This is a genomic window from Gemmata sp. SH-PL17, from assembly GCF_001610855.1.
Classification (GTDB): Bacteria; Planctomycetota; Planctomycetia; order Gemmatales; family Gemmataceae; genus Gemmata; species Gemmata massiliana.
In genome coordinates, this window is sequence record NZ_CP011271.1 from 2,631,413 (window position 1) to 2,646,409 (window position 14,997).

Genomic DNA, 14,997 nt, shown 5'->3' on the forward strand with positions numbered 1-14,997 from the left:
GTGGCGGCGCTACTTCAGAATGTCCTTCACCACGTTACCGTGGACGTCCGTGAGGCGGAAATCGCGCCCCGCGTGCCGGTAGGTTAGCTTCTCGTGGTCGAGTCCGAGCAGGTGCAGGAGCGTCGCGTGGAAGTCGTGGACGTGGACCTTCTTCTCGATCACGGTCGCGGCGATGTCGTCGGTGGCGCCGTAGGCGATGCCGGGCTTGATCCCGCCGCCCGCGATCCACGACGAGAAGCACGCTGGGTGGTGCCCGCGGCCCTTCGTTCCGTCCTGGCCGGGCGTGCGCCCGAACTCCGTCGTCCACACCACGAGAGTGTCGTCGAGCATCCCGAGGCGCTTGAGATCGGCGAGCAGGCCGGCGATAGGTTTGTCGATCCTCTTGGCGAGCGGCTCGTGTTCGCCCATGTCACCGTGCGAGTCCCAGTTCTTCGCCGAACTGCCGTCAATGAGTTCGATGAACCGCACCCCGCGTTCTGCGAGCCGGCGGGCGATGAGACACTGCCAGCCGAAGCTCTCGGTGTCGGCGCGGTTCACCCCGTACAGGTCGAGCGTGGCGTCTGTTTCCTTTGACAGATCGAACGCTTCGGGCGCCTCGAACTGCATCTTGAACGCGGTCTCGAACGACCGGATGCGCGCGGCCATGTCGCCGTCGTGCCCGTGGGTCTTCAGGTGGGTTTTGTTGAGCGCGTCCGCGAACCCGAGTTCGAGTTCCTGAAGGGCGTCGGTGCCGGGCTGTCGCTTCACGTTCGGCACCGGCTCCTTCCCGGGTAGCACGCGCGTGCCCTGGTGGTAGGCCGGTAGGAAGTCGTTCGCGAACACCTGGGTGCCGGCGTAGGGCAGTTGCGGCGCGATGACGACGAACGACGGGAGGTTCTGGTTCACGGTACCCAGACCGTAACTGACCCAGCTCCCGATGCTCGGCCGCGCCGCGAAGAACGAACCGGTGTGGATCGCGAGCGTGGCCTGGAAGTGCTCGTTGTTGTCGGTGCTCATCGAGCGGATGAGGCAGACGTCGTCCATGCGCTCGCGGATGTGCGGGAACAGGTCGCTCACCTGCGTTCCGCATTTGCCGCCCGGCTTGAACGCCCACCGGGGCTTGAGGAGCGGGCGCTTTTCGAGCGACAGCCCGCCGCCCACGCCGAGCGTCTTGCCGTCCGCCGCGAACAGCTTGGGCTTCGGGTCGAACGTGTCCATTTGCGACACGCCGCCGGTGGAGAACAGGAAGATGACGCGCTTGGCCTTCGGCGCGAAGTGCGGCTTCTTGGGCGCGAGCGGGTCGGCGTCGGTCGCCCGGCGCTCTTCGGCCGCGAGTAGTTGCGACACGATTCCGGGGAACAGCAGTGACCCACCGACCATTGAGCGGATCGCGGCGCGCCGGGTGGGACGAGGGGTGAGGTCCATCGAGTGCTCCAGATCGCCAGCGCCGATTGTGGGAGAAGGGCTAAAATCAGAAGAGTTTTTGACAGGATTAACAGGATAAACAGGATCAAGCAAAAACCAGGTCTTCAATCCGGTCGATCCTGTTAATCCTGTCAAAAACTCTTCTTAACTCAATCCAGGTACACGAATTCGTTGCTCAAGAACAGCGCGCGAGTGAGGCTCTCCCACGCCTTGGCCGGGAGTTGTTCCATAGGGATTCCTGTCGTTTTGAGCTTGTCTCTCACTTTCGCGAGATAGTTCGTTGCGGTGGTGGCTTCGTCGGTCGTGGGGACGCGGCCAAACAGCAGGACGTATGCGCGTTCGATACGGGCTGGATCGTTCTGACTCTCGCCGCACACGCGCTCGGCGAACTTCTTGGCCTGGGCGTGAACGAACGGGTCGTTCATCAGGTAGAGCGCTTGCAGCGGTGTGGTACTCGTGAGCCGGCGATCGGTGCTCGCGTTGGTGTCGGCGCCGTCGAACAGTGCGAAGAACGGGTGGCGCTGGAACCGCTGCGCCATCACGTACACGCTCCGCTTGTTCGTCTCGTACACCGCCTTGAACGGGTGGTGTTGTGTGAAGTTCCAGGTGCTCATCGCGGGGAACGGGTGCGCGCCGCCCGGGGAGCGGTCGAGGTTCCCCGCCGCCGCGAGCAGCGCGTCGCGGATGGATTCCGCGTCGAGCCGGCGCTTGTCGAACCGCCACAAGTAATCGTTCGCGACATCGATTTTGGCGCTCGCTTCGTCGTCGCGGCTCGACTGCTGATAAGTGCGCGAGAGCATGATGAGCCGGTGCATCGACTTCATCGACCACTTGTCTTCGACGAAACGCGCGGCGAGGTAGTCAAGCAGTTCCGGGTGCGTGGGCGGTTCCCCCAGAATTCCGAAGTTGCTCGCGGTGCGAACGATTCCCTTCCCGAAGTGGTACTGCCAGATGCGGTTCACCATCACGCGCGCGAACAGTGGGTTCTTCGCGTCAACGATCCAGTTCGCGAGTTCGAGCCGGCCGCTGCCCTTTGTCGCGGCAGGGAGCGTTTGCTCGCCCAGGATGGTGGGGAAGCGTCGAGGGACTTCCGGTCCCAGACGTTCCGGGTCGCCTTTGATCTGTACGCAGGCGTTCCCGACCTTCTTCTTGCCCTCGGTTTTGCCTTCGGCAACGGCGTAAACCGTCTCGAAGGGAAGCGGCTTCTTGGCGTAGTTCTCAAGTTCCTGTTGCGCTGACTTGATCTTCTGTTTGAGGCCGTCGACTTTTTTGTTGCCTTCGGCGATGCGGGCCTTCCGTTCTTGCTCGTCCTGGATTTTTTCGGCCCCGGCGAGCGCCTTTTCCGCCGCGGTCTTCTCGGCAACAACTGCTTTCACCTTCGCGTCGAACTCGGCCATCTTCTGGGCGCGCTCTTTCTCGAACGCGGCGATTTCTTCTTGCGGTGCCAGCGGAACGAAGTCGCGCTGGACCTTGTCGAGTTCGATCCCGGGGCGCGGGTAGCGCGTGCTGGAAAAGAAGCCGTAGAGCGCGTAGTAGTCGTGCTGGCTGATCGGGTCGAATTTGTGGTCGTGGCACCGGGCGCAGTTGATCGTGAGCGCGAGGAACGTGCGCCCCAAGTTGTCGATCTGGTCCTCGTAGGTGAGGTACCACGGGTAGCGCTCGTCCTCGTAGGAACCGAACCGCTTGGTGTTCGCGAGGTAGCCCGTTGCGATCAACTTCGCCTGACGGTCCGCTTCGTTTTTGGAAGGAAGCAAGTCCCCTGCGAGCTGTTGGCGAACGAACTCGTCGTAGGGCAAGTCGCGGTTGAAGGCCTCGATCACCCAGTTCCGGTAGCGGAAGATTTGCGGGATGGGGTAGTCGGAGTTATCGCCCGCGGTGTCTGCGTAGCGCACGACATCGAGCCAGTGGCGGCCCCAGCGCTCGCCGTAAGCCGGGGACGCGAGCAACCGGTCGACCACTTTGGCGAACGCTTCGGGTGAGTCATCTTTCAGGAACGCATCGATCTCTTCCGGAGTGGGCGGGAGCCCCGTAAGGTCGAACGTCGCCCGGCGAATGAGCGCGCGCTTGTCCGCGGGCGGGGACGGTTTCAGCCCTTTCGCGTCGAGTGTCGCCTGAATGAAGTTATCGACGGGATTTGTTGCCCCGGGCTTCGGCACCTCCGGCCGCACGACGGAGCGAAACGACCAGAACTCTTTCGCTTTCTCGAAGTCGATCTTTTTCGCCCCACTCCCACCGTCGCGCGGGTCGGGGGCGCCCATCTTCACCCAGGCTTCGAGGTCCGCCATCTCTTCCGGCTTCAGTTTCACATCAGGAGGCATTTTCAGGGACGGGTCCGCGTGCCGCACGGCCTGGATCAGCAGGCTTTTTGCGGGATCGCCGGACACGATCAATGGTCCCGACGAACCGCCCTTCAACACGGCTTCGCGCGTATCGAGACGCAATTCGCCCTTAACTTTTTTCGCCTCCGCGCTGTGGCACGAGTAACAGTGCTTGACCAGTAGCGGGCGGATCTTCTTCTCGAAGAACTCGATGTGTTCGGGCGACGGTTTCGCCGGTGGCGGCTTGTCTTCTCCTCGTGCGGGAGAAGTGAACGCCAGAAACGAAAGCGCGAACCAGCGAAATTGGGTGCGCATAGAGGCGGGAGAGTAGTGGACCGAGCGCATTAAGTATCGAGCTTCAATGTTACCGGATCGGTTGGTGGGTCAGCAAGCGTCGAACTCAAAGTTAAACGGGTAGTAGATCGTTTAGGACGATCACGAGCCGGAGACGGGGGCTTGTGGCTGTATGCTGGCTGTTACCGGGTGAGATCGTAACGGGCGCCGGAGCTTGGAACCGGGTTTGAGTACCCAGTGCCGTTCTCAAACTCTCGCTCTGTCACAATTTGTGGCGGTAAGGAAGTTCGGGCGCCTTGCGCGTCCGGGTCAATCGATTGGGGTTGTCGAAATTTGGAGGGGTCTGATAGATAGCCCCGCCGTCGCGTGCCAGCCGAGACCCCGCGAGCGCTCTCGTTGACCGAGGTTATGGATGTTGAACCAAGTGACCGCGATCTGGAAGTTTCGGAGCTTCCTGATGGCCCTCGTCCGGCTCGATCTCCGGCTGAGGTACAAGCGATCGTGGCTCGGCGGGGTGTGGTCGCTCATCCACCCGATGACGATGGCCGCCACTTACGTCACCGTGTTCAGCGGCGTCCTCATGCTCTCGCCCGCGGGCTACACGCGGATGCTGCTGCTGGGGCTGGCGGTCTGGGGGTTCTTCCGCGAGTGCGCGGTCAGCGGGTGCCTCGCGATCATCTCCCACGAGTCGTACATCCGCCAGCACCCGCTCCCGTTCGGGCTGTATTCGCTGCGTTTCGTGCTCGGGTACGCGATCCAGAGCATGTTCGCGCTCGGGGTCGCGGTCGCCGCGATCGCGATACTGGACGGCAACTGCGACAAGCTCCAATTCCTATGGGCGGTTGTGCCCGCGCTGTTCCTGGTCTTTGCCGCGGGCTGGGCGATCGCGACGATTTTTGCATTCGCGCAAGCCTACTTCCACGACACGAAGCACTTGCTTGAGATCGCTGCACAGATCTTGTTCTTCTTGACGCCGATCGTGTACCCGGCCGATTTGCTTGTCGGTAAGGGGCTCGGGTGGATGGCCCGCTTTAACCCGATGAACTTGTACCTGGAACTGGTGCGCTACCCGCTAATCCACGGGAGCCTCCCGGATGCGAAACTGTACGTGTACGGTACCGCTTGCACAGCGGCCCTACTCGGACTCGCCGCCGTAACGACGTCGTGGTTCCAGAAGCGAGTCGTGTTCCACCTGTGATTTTGCGAAGCCACTTCGCAGTACGGACCACTTGCACCTCACTAATGAATGAGAAGCACCGCGATCTGGCTTGACCAGTTTTCCGCGGTGCCGTACCTTTCCGATCCCCCGGCCAAACTTCACAAAGGCACGGCCGCCGCGCACTGCCGGGGGGCACCAGGGAGGGTACCATGATTAGCGTCCTGTTCTGCTCCCGCGAGAAGGGCAACCCCGATTCTGGCTTGCAGCGGTTGCTCGACTCGACCGTGGCCTGCACGACGCCCGCCGAGCGCGAGCAGATCGAGTTCCTCATCAAGTTCGATTCCGACGACGATGCCCGGCTGCCCGACAGCTTTTTTGCCAAGTACCCGTTCGCGGTGCGCACGTTCGTCTGGTCGCGCGGCGAGGGGCGCCACGGGTTGCACCACGCACAAGAGTACATGTTCGCGCAGCGCGACCCGCGTTCGCGGTTCTGCCTGATGACGGCCGACGACTTCTATTTCAACCGGCCCGGGTTCGTCTCGGAAATTCTCGACGTCAAGGACGAGTTCTGCATCATGGGGTACCGCCGGCCCCCGATCGAATCGTTCGCGGGAATTTATGAGCAAGAAGAGGCGGTCCGCCAGTGGGTCGTTTCGTTCGGGTGTTGGTCGCCGGTCATTAGCGCGCGGCTCATCGAAGTGTGCCAGAACTTCGGCTGGCAGGCGAACGTCGATAGCTGGCTGATGGGGCTTTCGGTCGCCCTGTACGACCTGTACGGGATCGTGATCTGGAAGCAGCACACGCCGTTCTACGAGCGCGGTGGGGAGTACGAGCGCCCCGCGAGCGTCGGGACCGCGGTGACCTACAACAACATGGAGCTGACCAACAATGTTGGGCCGCTCAACAAATACTGGTTCGAGCTGGTGCGCCGGCAGGCCCGCAACGTCTACCTGAACATGGTTCACGGGACCGATTTCCGCCCGAGCTGGGGATCGAAGCTCGAGGGCACGTGGCGGAAGGTCCGTTCTCAACCGGTGCGCCGGTTACCGAGCCGCATTTTCCGCAAAATGCGCCGGAACCTCGTCTCCATTTTCGCCTGATCGACCGGCGGCCGTTACTCGTTGCTGCATTGACCTCTCACTGAACCCGCACAACCACACTCTGGACATCAGTTATGCATCTGGGGCGCCGTGATAAGACTCCGTTTCCGGAGTCGTACAAGGGGTTCCGCCTGATCCGCATTCACGGACGGATTCACGCCGTACCACCGACTGCACACGTCGAGCGCATCCTGAGCACGCCCGGGATGTTGGACCGGCACCCCGCCGTTCTGTCCGCGCCCACGCTCGCGGAAGTGGAGCGACTCGTGGACGGTTGGGACGAACGCACGGAGCGAACGGAAACCCTCAAGCAAGTGGCGGATTACGACATCGTCCGCCATCGAGGGGCGTTCTTCGCGGTACCTCGATCGGCTGGTGCCGTTGATCTGGATGTGCCGGGGGACCGGCAGCGCGTCGGGGTCATTTCGGGGACCAGCGCGGAGGAACTGGAGAAGACCGTTCAGCGCATCGCGGCGAGCACGCCGGTCGAGTTCGCGGGCTGGCTCCCGATCTTTTCGGTGTCGGGTAATTGCGGTGCCCACCCGCAGTTCAAACACACCGGGAACCCGCCGGAGGGGTACCGGTTCACTCGATCTGCTCCTCCGGCCGAGAAGCCGCGCCCGGTGCAGAGTAGTCGCGGGCCGCGGGCGCGATGTGCGCGTATGGGCCAGAAACTCGCGAAAGCGACACGCAGTGCGTGGTTCGCGGTGCGAAGTGCCTTTAATTTCGTGCGCCCGCAACGGGGCGTCACGATCGCGACGCGAGTCGCGGTTTTTGTCGCGTTCGTTCGGCTGCTCGTGACCCTGTTGTGGCGCGGGTGCAAACCGGGCGCGGTGCTGAACTTCCTTCAGACGCGGCACCTGCAATCGCAACTGCTCCTCGGGCGCCAGGATCTGGTGTTCCTGACGAGCATGCCGTACACCTTCGGGCAGAACGATTGGGTCATCGAGATCGAAGACCCCACGACGCTGTTCTACCCGCTCGTTCAGAACGGGCACACGTGCGGGCTGTCGCTTGCCGATTCGCCGTACTTCCCGATCGTAAAGGCGCTGCTCGAAGCCGACCACTGCAAGGCGATCCTGACGCACATGCGCTCGACCGCCGAACTGGTTCCGGCGCTGTTCAAGAGCGAGATCATTCAGAAGAAAGTGGTCTACGCGCCGCTCGGCGTGAGGCTCCCTGAGCGCTGGCAGCGGCACGACCCGCGGCCGGCGGACGAGCCGATCCACCTGCTGTTCATCAACTCGTGGTGCCAGGTTCCGGAGAACTTCTACGTTCGCGGGGGCCTAGACGTACTGGAAGCGTTCGCGATCCTCCGCAAACGGTACCCGCAACTGCGACTCACCATGCGCACCGCGCTGCCGGCCCTGGACGATCACTACCTGCGAATTCTGGAAGGCGGGTGGGTGCGCATCGTCAACCGGTTCTTGACTGACGAGGAAATGGCCGAACTGCACGCCGCGAGCGACATCTATCTGTTGCCCGCGGCGCGGGTTCACATCGTCTCGCTGCTACAAGCGATGTCTTACGGTCTCGCGGTCGTCGGCTCCGACGGGTGGGGGATGGAAGAGTACCTGGAGCACGAGCAGAACGGGTTGGTCGTCCGCGGGCGGTATGGGAAGGCGTCGTGGGCTGATTCGGAAGCGGGGATGCTGCGCGAGAACTACGAGTTCACGCACACGCCCGATCCCGAGGTGGTCGCCGGGATCGTGGAATCCGTTTCGCGCTTGGTGGAGGACCAGAACCTGCGCCGGCGGCTCGGGAATGCGGCCCGTACTGACGTTCAAAGTAAGTACAACCTGGATTCGTGGAACCGCGGCCTCAAGGCCGCTCTCGATCGGGCGTGTGGAGTGGCCCCGGAGCGGATCGTGACGCTGCAACGGGTCGAAACCGAATCGCGCGACGAGCGTGCGTCCGTGTGCCAAGACGATGCGTGCGAAGTGGGTTGATCTGGCACCTCACGGTTCGCTGATTGGAGTACCGCAATGAACGCCCCGCGCCCCGAGTGCTAAGTCGCTTGGGGGTGCGGGGCGTTCGATTTTTGTGCGTCGCAGTGGCGAAGCGATCACGGGAGGGAGTGTGATCGCGTGACGCTTAATTGGGAAGAGTGGAGAGGTGCATCGAGTGCAGTAGTCGGCGCGCGAGTGACGGGCGCCGGGAGAGGGCGACCAGTTCGGCGAGCTCGGCACTCAAACTGGATACGGTTTCGCGGGTTGTACGCAATTCATCTTCCACCGACTGTACCCGTGCGCTGGCCGCTTCCAGTAACCGTGTCGTGATCCGCTCTTTCATTTCACTCAGCGTCGGCGCCACAAGCGGTTCCTCACGCGATGCCCGTGCATCGTCCCGAGGCACCGCGTATAGCGCGCCGCGCGAGAACACGATGTCGTAACCGCGGTAATCGGATAGCACTCGCCGGTGGCCCGAAGCGAACGTCTCTTCCAACTGCATGACGCCGGACAGGTACCCGTCGTCATCCGCCAACCTGAACGCGGTAGGCTGTTCAATCGGGGAGGATGTCGGTCCGTTGAGCGTGGCCTGCCACTCCGATGGAGCTTCCAGCCCGAATCGTTCGCCCACGAAATCAACGAGTTCGGTCGTTCGAGCGCGAAGGAGCCCGCGGAGCGCCTGAGTGAGTTCGGGCGAAAGGTCGCCGGGCGGTCCAGGGAGAATGCGTTCCTCAACCGGGAAACTGCTGAGGTCTACTTCCGGATCGACCCCGAGAAACGTGAATACGTCGCGCAGAAGTGTGGCCGGGTTCGTGGCGATTGACTCGTAGAAACCGACGAACAGTTGCTCGGCCGGAAACACAGAGGTCCACCGTCGGAGCTGGCCGAGGTAATCGCCCGCGACGAGGGGCCAGTCGTGCGCGAAATTCTCCCGCCACTGGTCGTCGGTAACGAGATCGGTGTCGGTGGCTGTTTGTGCGAAGTTGGCTTCTCGGTACCGGTGATTGTGCTTGGCGTGCGACCAGGCTCGGGAGACTGGCTCGCGCATCAGAAACACCAGTTTGATGTCCGGTAGGAGCTGGCGGATGAGCCGAATGGTCGCGAGTGGCAGGGAGGCATACGACGGTGACGCCTCACCCGCTTGCCGGTTCCTAGCAGCAGTAAAGTGATCGCAGTACCAGCCGAAGTCGAGGTACTTGAAGAGGGAACTGAAGTACTTAACTTCCTTCACTTCTGGAACGAAGAGCTGGGGGTGATGTCGGAGGTTCGCAGCCAGCCACGTTGATCCCGTTTTGGGCGGGGAGATGACGAGGAAGTCGGGGCGCCGGTGGCAGAACCGGTCGTGAGGGTCAGCGAAGTGTTGCCACAAAGCGTGCGTCCTCCTGAACGCATGGCAGTAAATGGGCCGGCATCATAGCTTTGTGGTTTGTAACAGAACAAGCCAAACCCGAATCCCATACTCATTAAGATTCGGGGCAGTATGTTGGCGCAATTCGGGCTATTTTCGAGCACAAGAAACGCAGATGTCCAGAAATGCGCCGGTCGATTGTGAGAGTGAGTCGATCGGCGCAGAGATTTTTCATCAATTGCCACATGTCGGAAATTGATGAAGTCCGGAAGCATCTTCACCGATCGTTCACCCGAACCGCATGAGGGGAAAGACCGGTTGCTCTCATATGTTGATGCTCTGCGGGATGCCGGAAGGCGACAGCGTGTGGTACGGTAAGCGGGTCGTGTTCCGTTGCTCGATGGTTCGGCCGATCTCGGCAAGTTGCTTCTGGAACTGAGTGAGCGGTTCGGCCACGCGGGGGTCTAGGAAGTAGTTGGCCGGGTACTCGCCGAGTGTGGTGTAGTGGACCGTACCGAGCATGTATCCGAGTTCCATTTGCAATTCGGCCATGTCCATTGGCGGGAACATCGCGAGGTGGTCGGCTGGGGTCGCTCCGGTCTTTGAGGTCGGAGCGGGCGAGTAGCCCGCCAGTGGCATCGCGGGGACGTAACTCATCACGTCGTATTGCGGGAAATTCACCGCGGCGTGTTGCACGCTGCATGTGAACAGGATCATCGTGACCGCGTCGATCAGGTACGCGCGCGTCGGGGCGGCCGTGCCGACACCGAACCCGCTCACGCGCCCGCCTGTGTCGGCCCCGATTTCGGCTAACCATGCTTTCAGTTCGGGGTCCGACTGTACCTCCCCATCGGTCGGGTAGTACAGCGCGAGGTAGTCACTCACCCATTTCTGGATCGCGTCCCAGTATAGTCGAGCGTCGTCGCGGTAGTGGTACTCTGGGAGCGTTTCGGCACTGTCCGTTCCGCGGTCCGCCAGCGCCTTCGGAAGCATGGATTCGTTGAACAGGTAGCTCTGCACCCCGGACGCGGCGAGTTGGCGCGAGGTCTCGATGGTACCGCCGAACAACTGGTCTACCGCGCCCTTGTTCGCGATCAGGTGGCGCCAGCTCGCGTCGTTGATCGCCAGCGTGCCGTCGAAGTGCGGCGCCAGGAGCACGAACAATGGGTGATTCGGGGCAAGTTGGCGATAAGTGCAGATCACAAACGGTTCAATGAGCAAATGGGTGCGCGCGAGGTGCGTGACGGCTTCGTGGAAGTTGCCGTCGGCGATCTCCACAACTGTTTTGGCGATCAGCCAGTTGTGGCCGTCGTCCGGCGTGAACACCGGGTTGTCCGGGCCGGGCGTCTGCTTGCACTGGATCGCCACGGGGCGAAGCTGCCGCGTGGTGCGGTCCGTCACGAACAGTGCGAGCGGCGCGTAGACGTATTTCTGAACGTCGTGCGGGTACGTGCCCATCACGGCCCCGTGAAGCGGTTGGTAGTCGGCGAGGAACAGGCGCCCCTCGGCCCCGGCCGCGGCGAGCGAGTCGCCGGGAACGACGCGCTGGTACTCGGCCTCGGTGAGCGGGAGTCGGTCGTCGAGCGCCCTGATGCGCTGGAGCATGACCGGGTTCGGCCCGGCCACGCGCATGTGCGCGAACGCGGGGTCGCTGGGGATCGTCGCACTGATCGGCGGAAGCCCGATCGAGCGGAACAGATCGGAGTATGCGCTGAGCGCGGTCGGTCGGTCCGGGCGCGCCGTCGATCGGAGCGTGAACTTTAGCGAGTCGGTCACCATTTCTCGCAGGACGCCGAGGAACAGTTCCGCGCCCCACGCGATCGCTTTGGTCAGGAGCGAGTGCTTGCTCCGCAGGTACTCGCTGAATTCCGTTTTGCCTTCCAGGTCGATGCGGTTCGAGAGCACAAAGAGTATCCGGTCCCCGACGACCTTCAGCCACTCGTGGGAGAACTCGTGCTCGCGCGGGACGCGGTCGATGACGGCGAGCGGGGAGACGAAGGTGTAGTTGAACTGGTATTTCAAACGGGCCGCGTCGCGTGCGGTCGCGCGAGCGGTCGGGTCGGGATCGAACTGCGGGAGGAACGCGGACATGGAGCACCCGGACTACAAAAGGGACCGTGATTGATCGGCCCATGTTCGCGCACATTCGCTCGAATCGCAAGTTAAACGCGCGTTCCACCGCGCAATTCACGGAACCTTCTGGGCCGTTCGGCATCCGCTCTCAGTGGACAATGCCCACTGTGCCGCTTCAAAACTCACAATCAATACAACCGCGCCTCGGCGCACTTCTCAACAGCCGCGGCCGGATCGCACATTTTTGTGAAATGAGTCATTTCGCGCGACGTTCAAGCTGTATTAGTGGATGCATACAGTGTGACAGCGAGGCGCTGAGCGATGGACATCCACATTTCACCGCACGACGGTGTCCCGATTTACCTCCAGATCGTCACCCAGGTGAAGTACCTGGTGGCCGCGGGGCGCCTCGTGCCCGGTGAAGAACTCCCGGCGATCCGCGTCCTCGCCGATCAGCTCACGGTCAACCCGAATACGGTTGCCCGGGCGTACCGCGAACTGGAAGTCGCGGGGGTCGTCGAGAAGCGCCGAACCGCCGGCACCTACGTTTCCGCGACCGGGTCGCCGTTGGCCCGGCGCGAGCGACTGAAAATCGTAACCGAGCGGATCGACGCGCTGCTCGCCGAGGCCCGGCAGCTCGGGGTGCGCACCGACGAGGTGATCGAACTCCTGCGCCAGCGCGACGAGGCCCTGAACCCCGAAGAGGTGTGAACCGATGGTCGCTGTTCATTCCGAGCCCGACGGAAATGTGATCGAGGTGGCGGGCGTGACCCGCCGGTTCGGTCCGAAGGTCGCGCTCGACGACGTTCGACTGGACGTGCCCCGCGGAACGGTCTTCGGACTCGTCGGGGTCAACGGCGCGGGCAAGACGACGCTCATCAAGCACGTACTGGGCTTGCTCCGGGCGGCGAGCGGGTCGGTGCGTGTGTTCGGGCGCGACCCGGCCGCGGACCCGGCGGGCGTACTGGTCCGCGTCGGGTACCTCTCCGAGGAACCGGAGCTGCCCGGCTGGATGCGCGTGGGCGAACTCTTTCGTTACACCCGAGCGTTTTACCCGAACTGGGATCCGGGGTTCGCCGAGGAACTGAGTCGGTCGTTTGCCCTTGAATCGCGCGCCAAGGTGAAGCACCTGTCGAAGGGCCAGCGGGCGCGGGCCGGGCTGGTTCTCGCACTGGCTCATCGGCCGGAACTCCTGGTACTCGACGAACCTTCTTCGGGCCTCGACCCGATCGTCCGACAGGACATCCTCGCGGCGATCATTCGCACGATCGCGGAAGAGGGGCGGACGGTCGTGTTCTCCTCACACCTGCTCCACGAGGTCGAGCGGGTGGCCGACCGGGTGGCGCTGATCGACCGCGGGCGCGTTGTCTTCAGTGGCTCACTCGATCAGATCAAGGACACGCACCATCGATTGACGTTGCGGTTCCGGGAGCCGCGCCCGAACCCGCCCGCGCTGACCGGCGCGCTGACGTGGGAGGGAAGGGGAGCGGAGTGGGTCACTCTGTGCAGTGGGCGGCTCGGAGAGCTGCGCGACGCGGTCGCCGCGTGTGGCGCGGAAGTGATTGGCCAGCGCGTCCCGTCGCTCGACGAGATCTTCGTTGCGCGGGTTGGGGCGAAGGGTTCCGAACCGGGAAAGGAGTGAACCATGCATGCGCCCGTAACCGCACTGACGTGGGAGTTCTGGGGCCGGTATCGGTGGGGGCTCTCGGCTTTCTGTGCGTTCATCGCCGTGTACGCCGTCGTTGCCGCGACGGTACCGGTCGCCAACCCGCGAACATTCGCCTCGCTCGGTTCCGTGTGGTTCGTCATGGGGCTGATGTACTTGGTTGTTGTGTTCGCATACGGCTCTGAGGTCCGACTGGAGAACGCGGAGTCCGGGTTCCCGGTGCGGTTCTTTCTGCTCCCCGTTCGGACGTCGGTGCTAGTCGGGTGGCCGATGATCCAAGGGGCGCTCGCGGCCGTACTCGCGTGGGTCGCGTGGGACCAACTCGTGCTGCACCCCTGTGGAATTGAAACTCCGTTCTGGTGGCTGGCGATGCTGGCCGCGCTCGTGGTGGTTACCCAGGCCATGTTGTGGGTTCCGTTCGGGGTGCCGTGGGTCCGGCTCCCCGTGGCGCTCGTCGTTTTGACCGCGTTAGTACGGGCGCCGGTGCTGCTGGTATCGATCGACTACGAGTTCGCGGACCCTGCCACCGAGAACGCGACCCTCACGGCACTTGCAATCGTGCTGGTTCCGGTCGCGTTCCTGGTCGCTCGCGCCGGCGTGGGGCGTGCCCGCCGGGGAGACAACCCGAACTGGCTCCGCGCGCTCGCAACGAGTTGCCGAGTTGGGGTATACCGGGCGCGCCGGGCATTCTCGACGCCAATGAGCGCGCAGGTGTGGTACGAGTGGCGGGTCCGCGGGGTCGGGTTCCCGCTCCTGGTTCTGTTCACGCTGAGCACTCTGGTAGTGTGTGCATTGTTGTTGGAGCCGCCCGGTGAACGGAAGCCGGGGTTCGGGGTTGCGCTCTTGTGCATTCCGCCTTTAATGGCCGCTTTCTGTGGTCAGTACATGGGAGCGATGGGCGACATCACGCACGGGATTTTCAACCTCCCCGCGTTCGCCGCCACGCGACCCATGAGTAACTCCGCGCTGGTGAGCGCGAAGCTCCGCGCCGCGGCCATTATTTCCGGCGTGACCTGGGCGCTGACCGTCACCGTTGCTGGTGCGTGGATGGCCTTTACCGGTGGCATGAATGGGCTCTCTCAAAAGTGGGATTACGCTGTGTCCGCGCTCGGTGCCGCTCGTGCGTGTGTTCTCTTCGGGCTGATCGCCATTGGCCCGGTGTTCCTCATCTGGCGACTGTTGGTCGAGAACCTCTGGATCGGACTCACCGGGCGGATGTGGGTGGCCTTCGCCACGGCTATCCTGGCCGCATCTGTGTGCCTACACGCGGCATACGAGTGGACCCGGTGGGGTTCGGAACCGGACCGCCTCAACCGCATTCGCGCCGCGATCCCGTGGGTGGCCACGGGGTTGATCGCGCTGAAGTTCCTGCTCGCGGGGGTTGCGCTGCGTGTACTGCACCGATGCGGGGAACTGAGCACGGGGGTGATACTGCGCGTTCTCGGTGCTTGGGTACTGGTTGTTGTGGGACTGGTCGCCGTATTGCTCTGGCTGACCCCGCCCGAATGGACCTCCGACTACAACTTGGCCGCGGGCGTTGTTCTGTTCGTGCCGCTCGCCCGATTGCTCGTGGCTCCCATCGCTCTGGGATGGAACCGTCACCGGTGACGCGCCGCGTCACCTCAGTGCGCTGCTAACATTTCGGGACCGAGGGGCTCCGGACCTCGGTATTCCCCGTAGAGCCTG

10 protein-coding genes are annotated in these 14,997 nt (G+C 63.1%); 6 read left to right on the forward strand and 4 right to left on the reverse strand.

Annotated features, from left to right (window positions below):
• Positions 1-9 precede the first annotated feature (9 nt).
• Both VT84_RS10925 and VT84_RS10930 read right to left on the reverse strand, forming a co-directional pair.
• Positions 10-1,404: a DUF1501 domain-containing protein gene (locus tag VT84_RS10925; RefSeq protein WP_052559753.1), complete on the reverse strand. Its 1,395-nt coding sequence runs from the start codon at positions 1,402-1,404 to the stop codon at positions 10-12.
• A gap of 149 nt (positions 1,405-1,553) precedes the next feature.
• Entirely contained in the window at positions 1,554-4,037 is a 2,484-nt protein-coding gene (locus tag VT84_RS10930) for a DUF1553 domain-containing protein (protein ID WP_082843265.1), read from the reverse strand.
• A gap of 391 nt (positions 4,038-4,428) precedes the next feature.
• On the opposite strand from VT84_RS10930, the gene VT84_RS10935 reads away from it, so the two are divergent.
• The 3 genes from VT84_RS10935 (at position 4,429) to VT84_RS10945 (ending at position 8,224) form a co-directional block, all read left to right on the forward strand.
• Positions 4,429-5,214 carry an ABC transporter permease gene (locus VT84_RS10935; RefSeq protein ID WP_052559752.1) on the forward strand — a complete coding sequence of 262 codons (786 nt, stop codon included), beginning with the start codon at positions 4,429-4,431 and terminating at the stop codon, positions 5,212-5,214.
• 170 nt (positions 5,215-5,384) lie between these two features.
• Positions 5,385-6,275, forward strand: a complete 891-nt coding sequence (locus VT84_RS10940; RefSeq protein WP_052559751.1) for a hypothetical protein — start codon at positions 5,385-5,387, stop codon at positions 6,273-6,275.
• 74 nt (positions 6,276-6,349) lie between these two features.
• Positions 6,350-8,224, forward strand: a complete 1,875-nt coding sequence (locus VT84_RS10945) for a glycosyltransferase family 4 protein (protein ID WP_082839545.1) — start codon at positions 6,350-6,352, stop codon at positions 8,222-8,224.
• A 145-nt stretch (positions 8,225-8,369) separates the two neighbouring features.
• Here the strand turns inward: VT84_RS10945 and VT84_RS10950 are convergent, their stop codons facing one another.
• Both VT84_RS10950 and VT84_RS10955 read right to left on the reverse strand, forming a co-directional pair.
• Complete coding sequence (locus VT84_RS10950) at positions 8,370-9,593, reverse strand: sulfotransferase domain-containing protein (protein WP_162271666.1); 1,224 nt, start codon at positions 9,591-9,593, stop codon at positions 8,370-8,372.
• 303 nt (positions 9,594-9,896) lie between these two features.
• Positions 9,897-11,663, reverse strand: a complete 1,767-nt coding sequence (locus VT84_RS10955; protein WP_082839547.1) for a lipoxygenase family protein — start codon at positions 11,661-11,663, stop codon at positions 9,897-9,899.
• A gap of 303 nt (positions 11,664-11,966) precedes the next feature.
• Between VT84_RS10955 and VT84_RS10960 the strand changes: the two genes are divergently transcribed.
• Genes VT84_RS10960 through VT84_RS10970 form a run of 3 tightly spaced genes read left to right on the forward strand, consistent with a single transcriptional unit; the run spans position 11,967 to position 14,919 of the window.
• Positions 11,967-12,356, forward strand: a complete 390-nt coding sequence (locus tag VT84_RS10960) for a GntR family transcriptional regulator (protein ID WP_052559747.1) — start codon at positions 11,967-11,969, stop codon at positions 12,354-12,356.
• Positions 12,357-12,360: 4 nt separating this feature from the next.
• Positions 12,361-13,287: an ABC transporter ATP-binding protein gene (locus VT84_RS10965; RefSeq protein ID WP_082839548.1), complete on the forward strand. Its 927-nt coding sequence runs from the start codon at positions 12,361-12,363 to the stop codon at positions 13,285-13,287.
• A gap of 3 nt (positions 13,288-13,290) precedes the next feature.
• Positions 13,291-14,919 (forward strand): hypothetical protein, encoded by a 1,629-nt coding sequence (locus VT84_RS10970; RefSeq protein ID WP_082839549.1) that lies wholly within the window; start codon positions 13,291-13,293, stop codon positions 14,917-14,919.
• The last annotated feature ends 78 nt before the right edge of the window (positions 14,920-14,997 follow it).

Excerpts from the sequence above, each read along its gene's own strand:
- VT84_RS10935 (WP_052559752.1), top strand. The coding sequence starts at position 4,429 with ATGTTGAACCAAGTGACCGCGATCTGGAAGTTTCGGAGCTTCCTGATG.
- VT84_RS10965 (WP_082839548.1), top strand. The coding sequence starts at position 12,361 with ATGGTCGCTGTTCATTCCGAGCCCGACGGAAATGTGATCGAGGTGGCG.
- VT84_RS10960 (WP_052559747.1), top strand. The coding sequence starts at position 11,967 with ATGGACATCCACATTTCACCGCACGACGGTGTCCCGATTTACCTCCAG.
- VT84_RS10940 (WP_052559751.1), top strand. The coding sequence starts at position 5,385 with ATGATTAGCGTCCTGTTCTGCTCCCGCGAGAAGGGCAACCCCGATTCT.
- VT84_RS10955 (WP_082839547.1), bottom strand. The coding sequence starts at position 11,663 with ATGTCCGCGTTCCTCCCGCAGTTCGATCCCGACCCGACCGCTCGCGCG.
- VT84_RS10970 (WP_082839549.1), top strand. The coding sequence starts at position 13,291 with ATGCATGCGCCCGTAACCGCACTGACGTGGGAGTTCTGGGGCCGGTAT.
- VT84_RS10945 (WP_082839545.1), top strand. The coding sequence starts at position 6,350 with ATGCATCTGGGGCGCCGTGATAAGACTCCGTTTCCGGAGTCGTACAAG.
- VT84_RS10930 (WP_082843265.1), bottom strand. The coding sequence starts at position 4,037 with ATGCGCACCCAATTTCGCTGGTTCGCGCTTTCGTTTCTGGCGTTCACT.
- VT84_RS10925 (WP_052559753.1), bottom strand. The coding sequence starts at position 1,404 with ATGGACCTCACCCCTCGTCCCACCCGGCGCGCCGCGATCCGCTCAATG.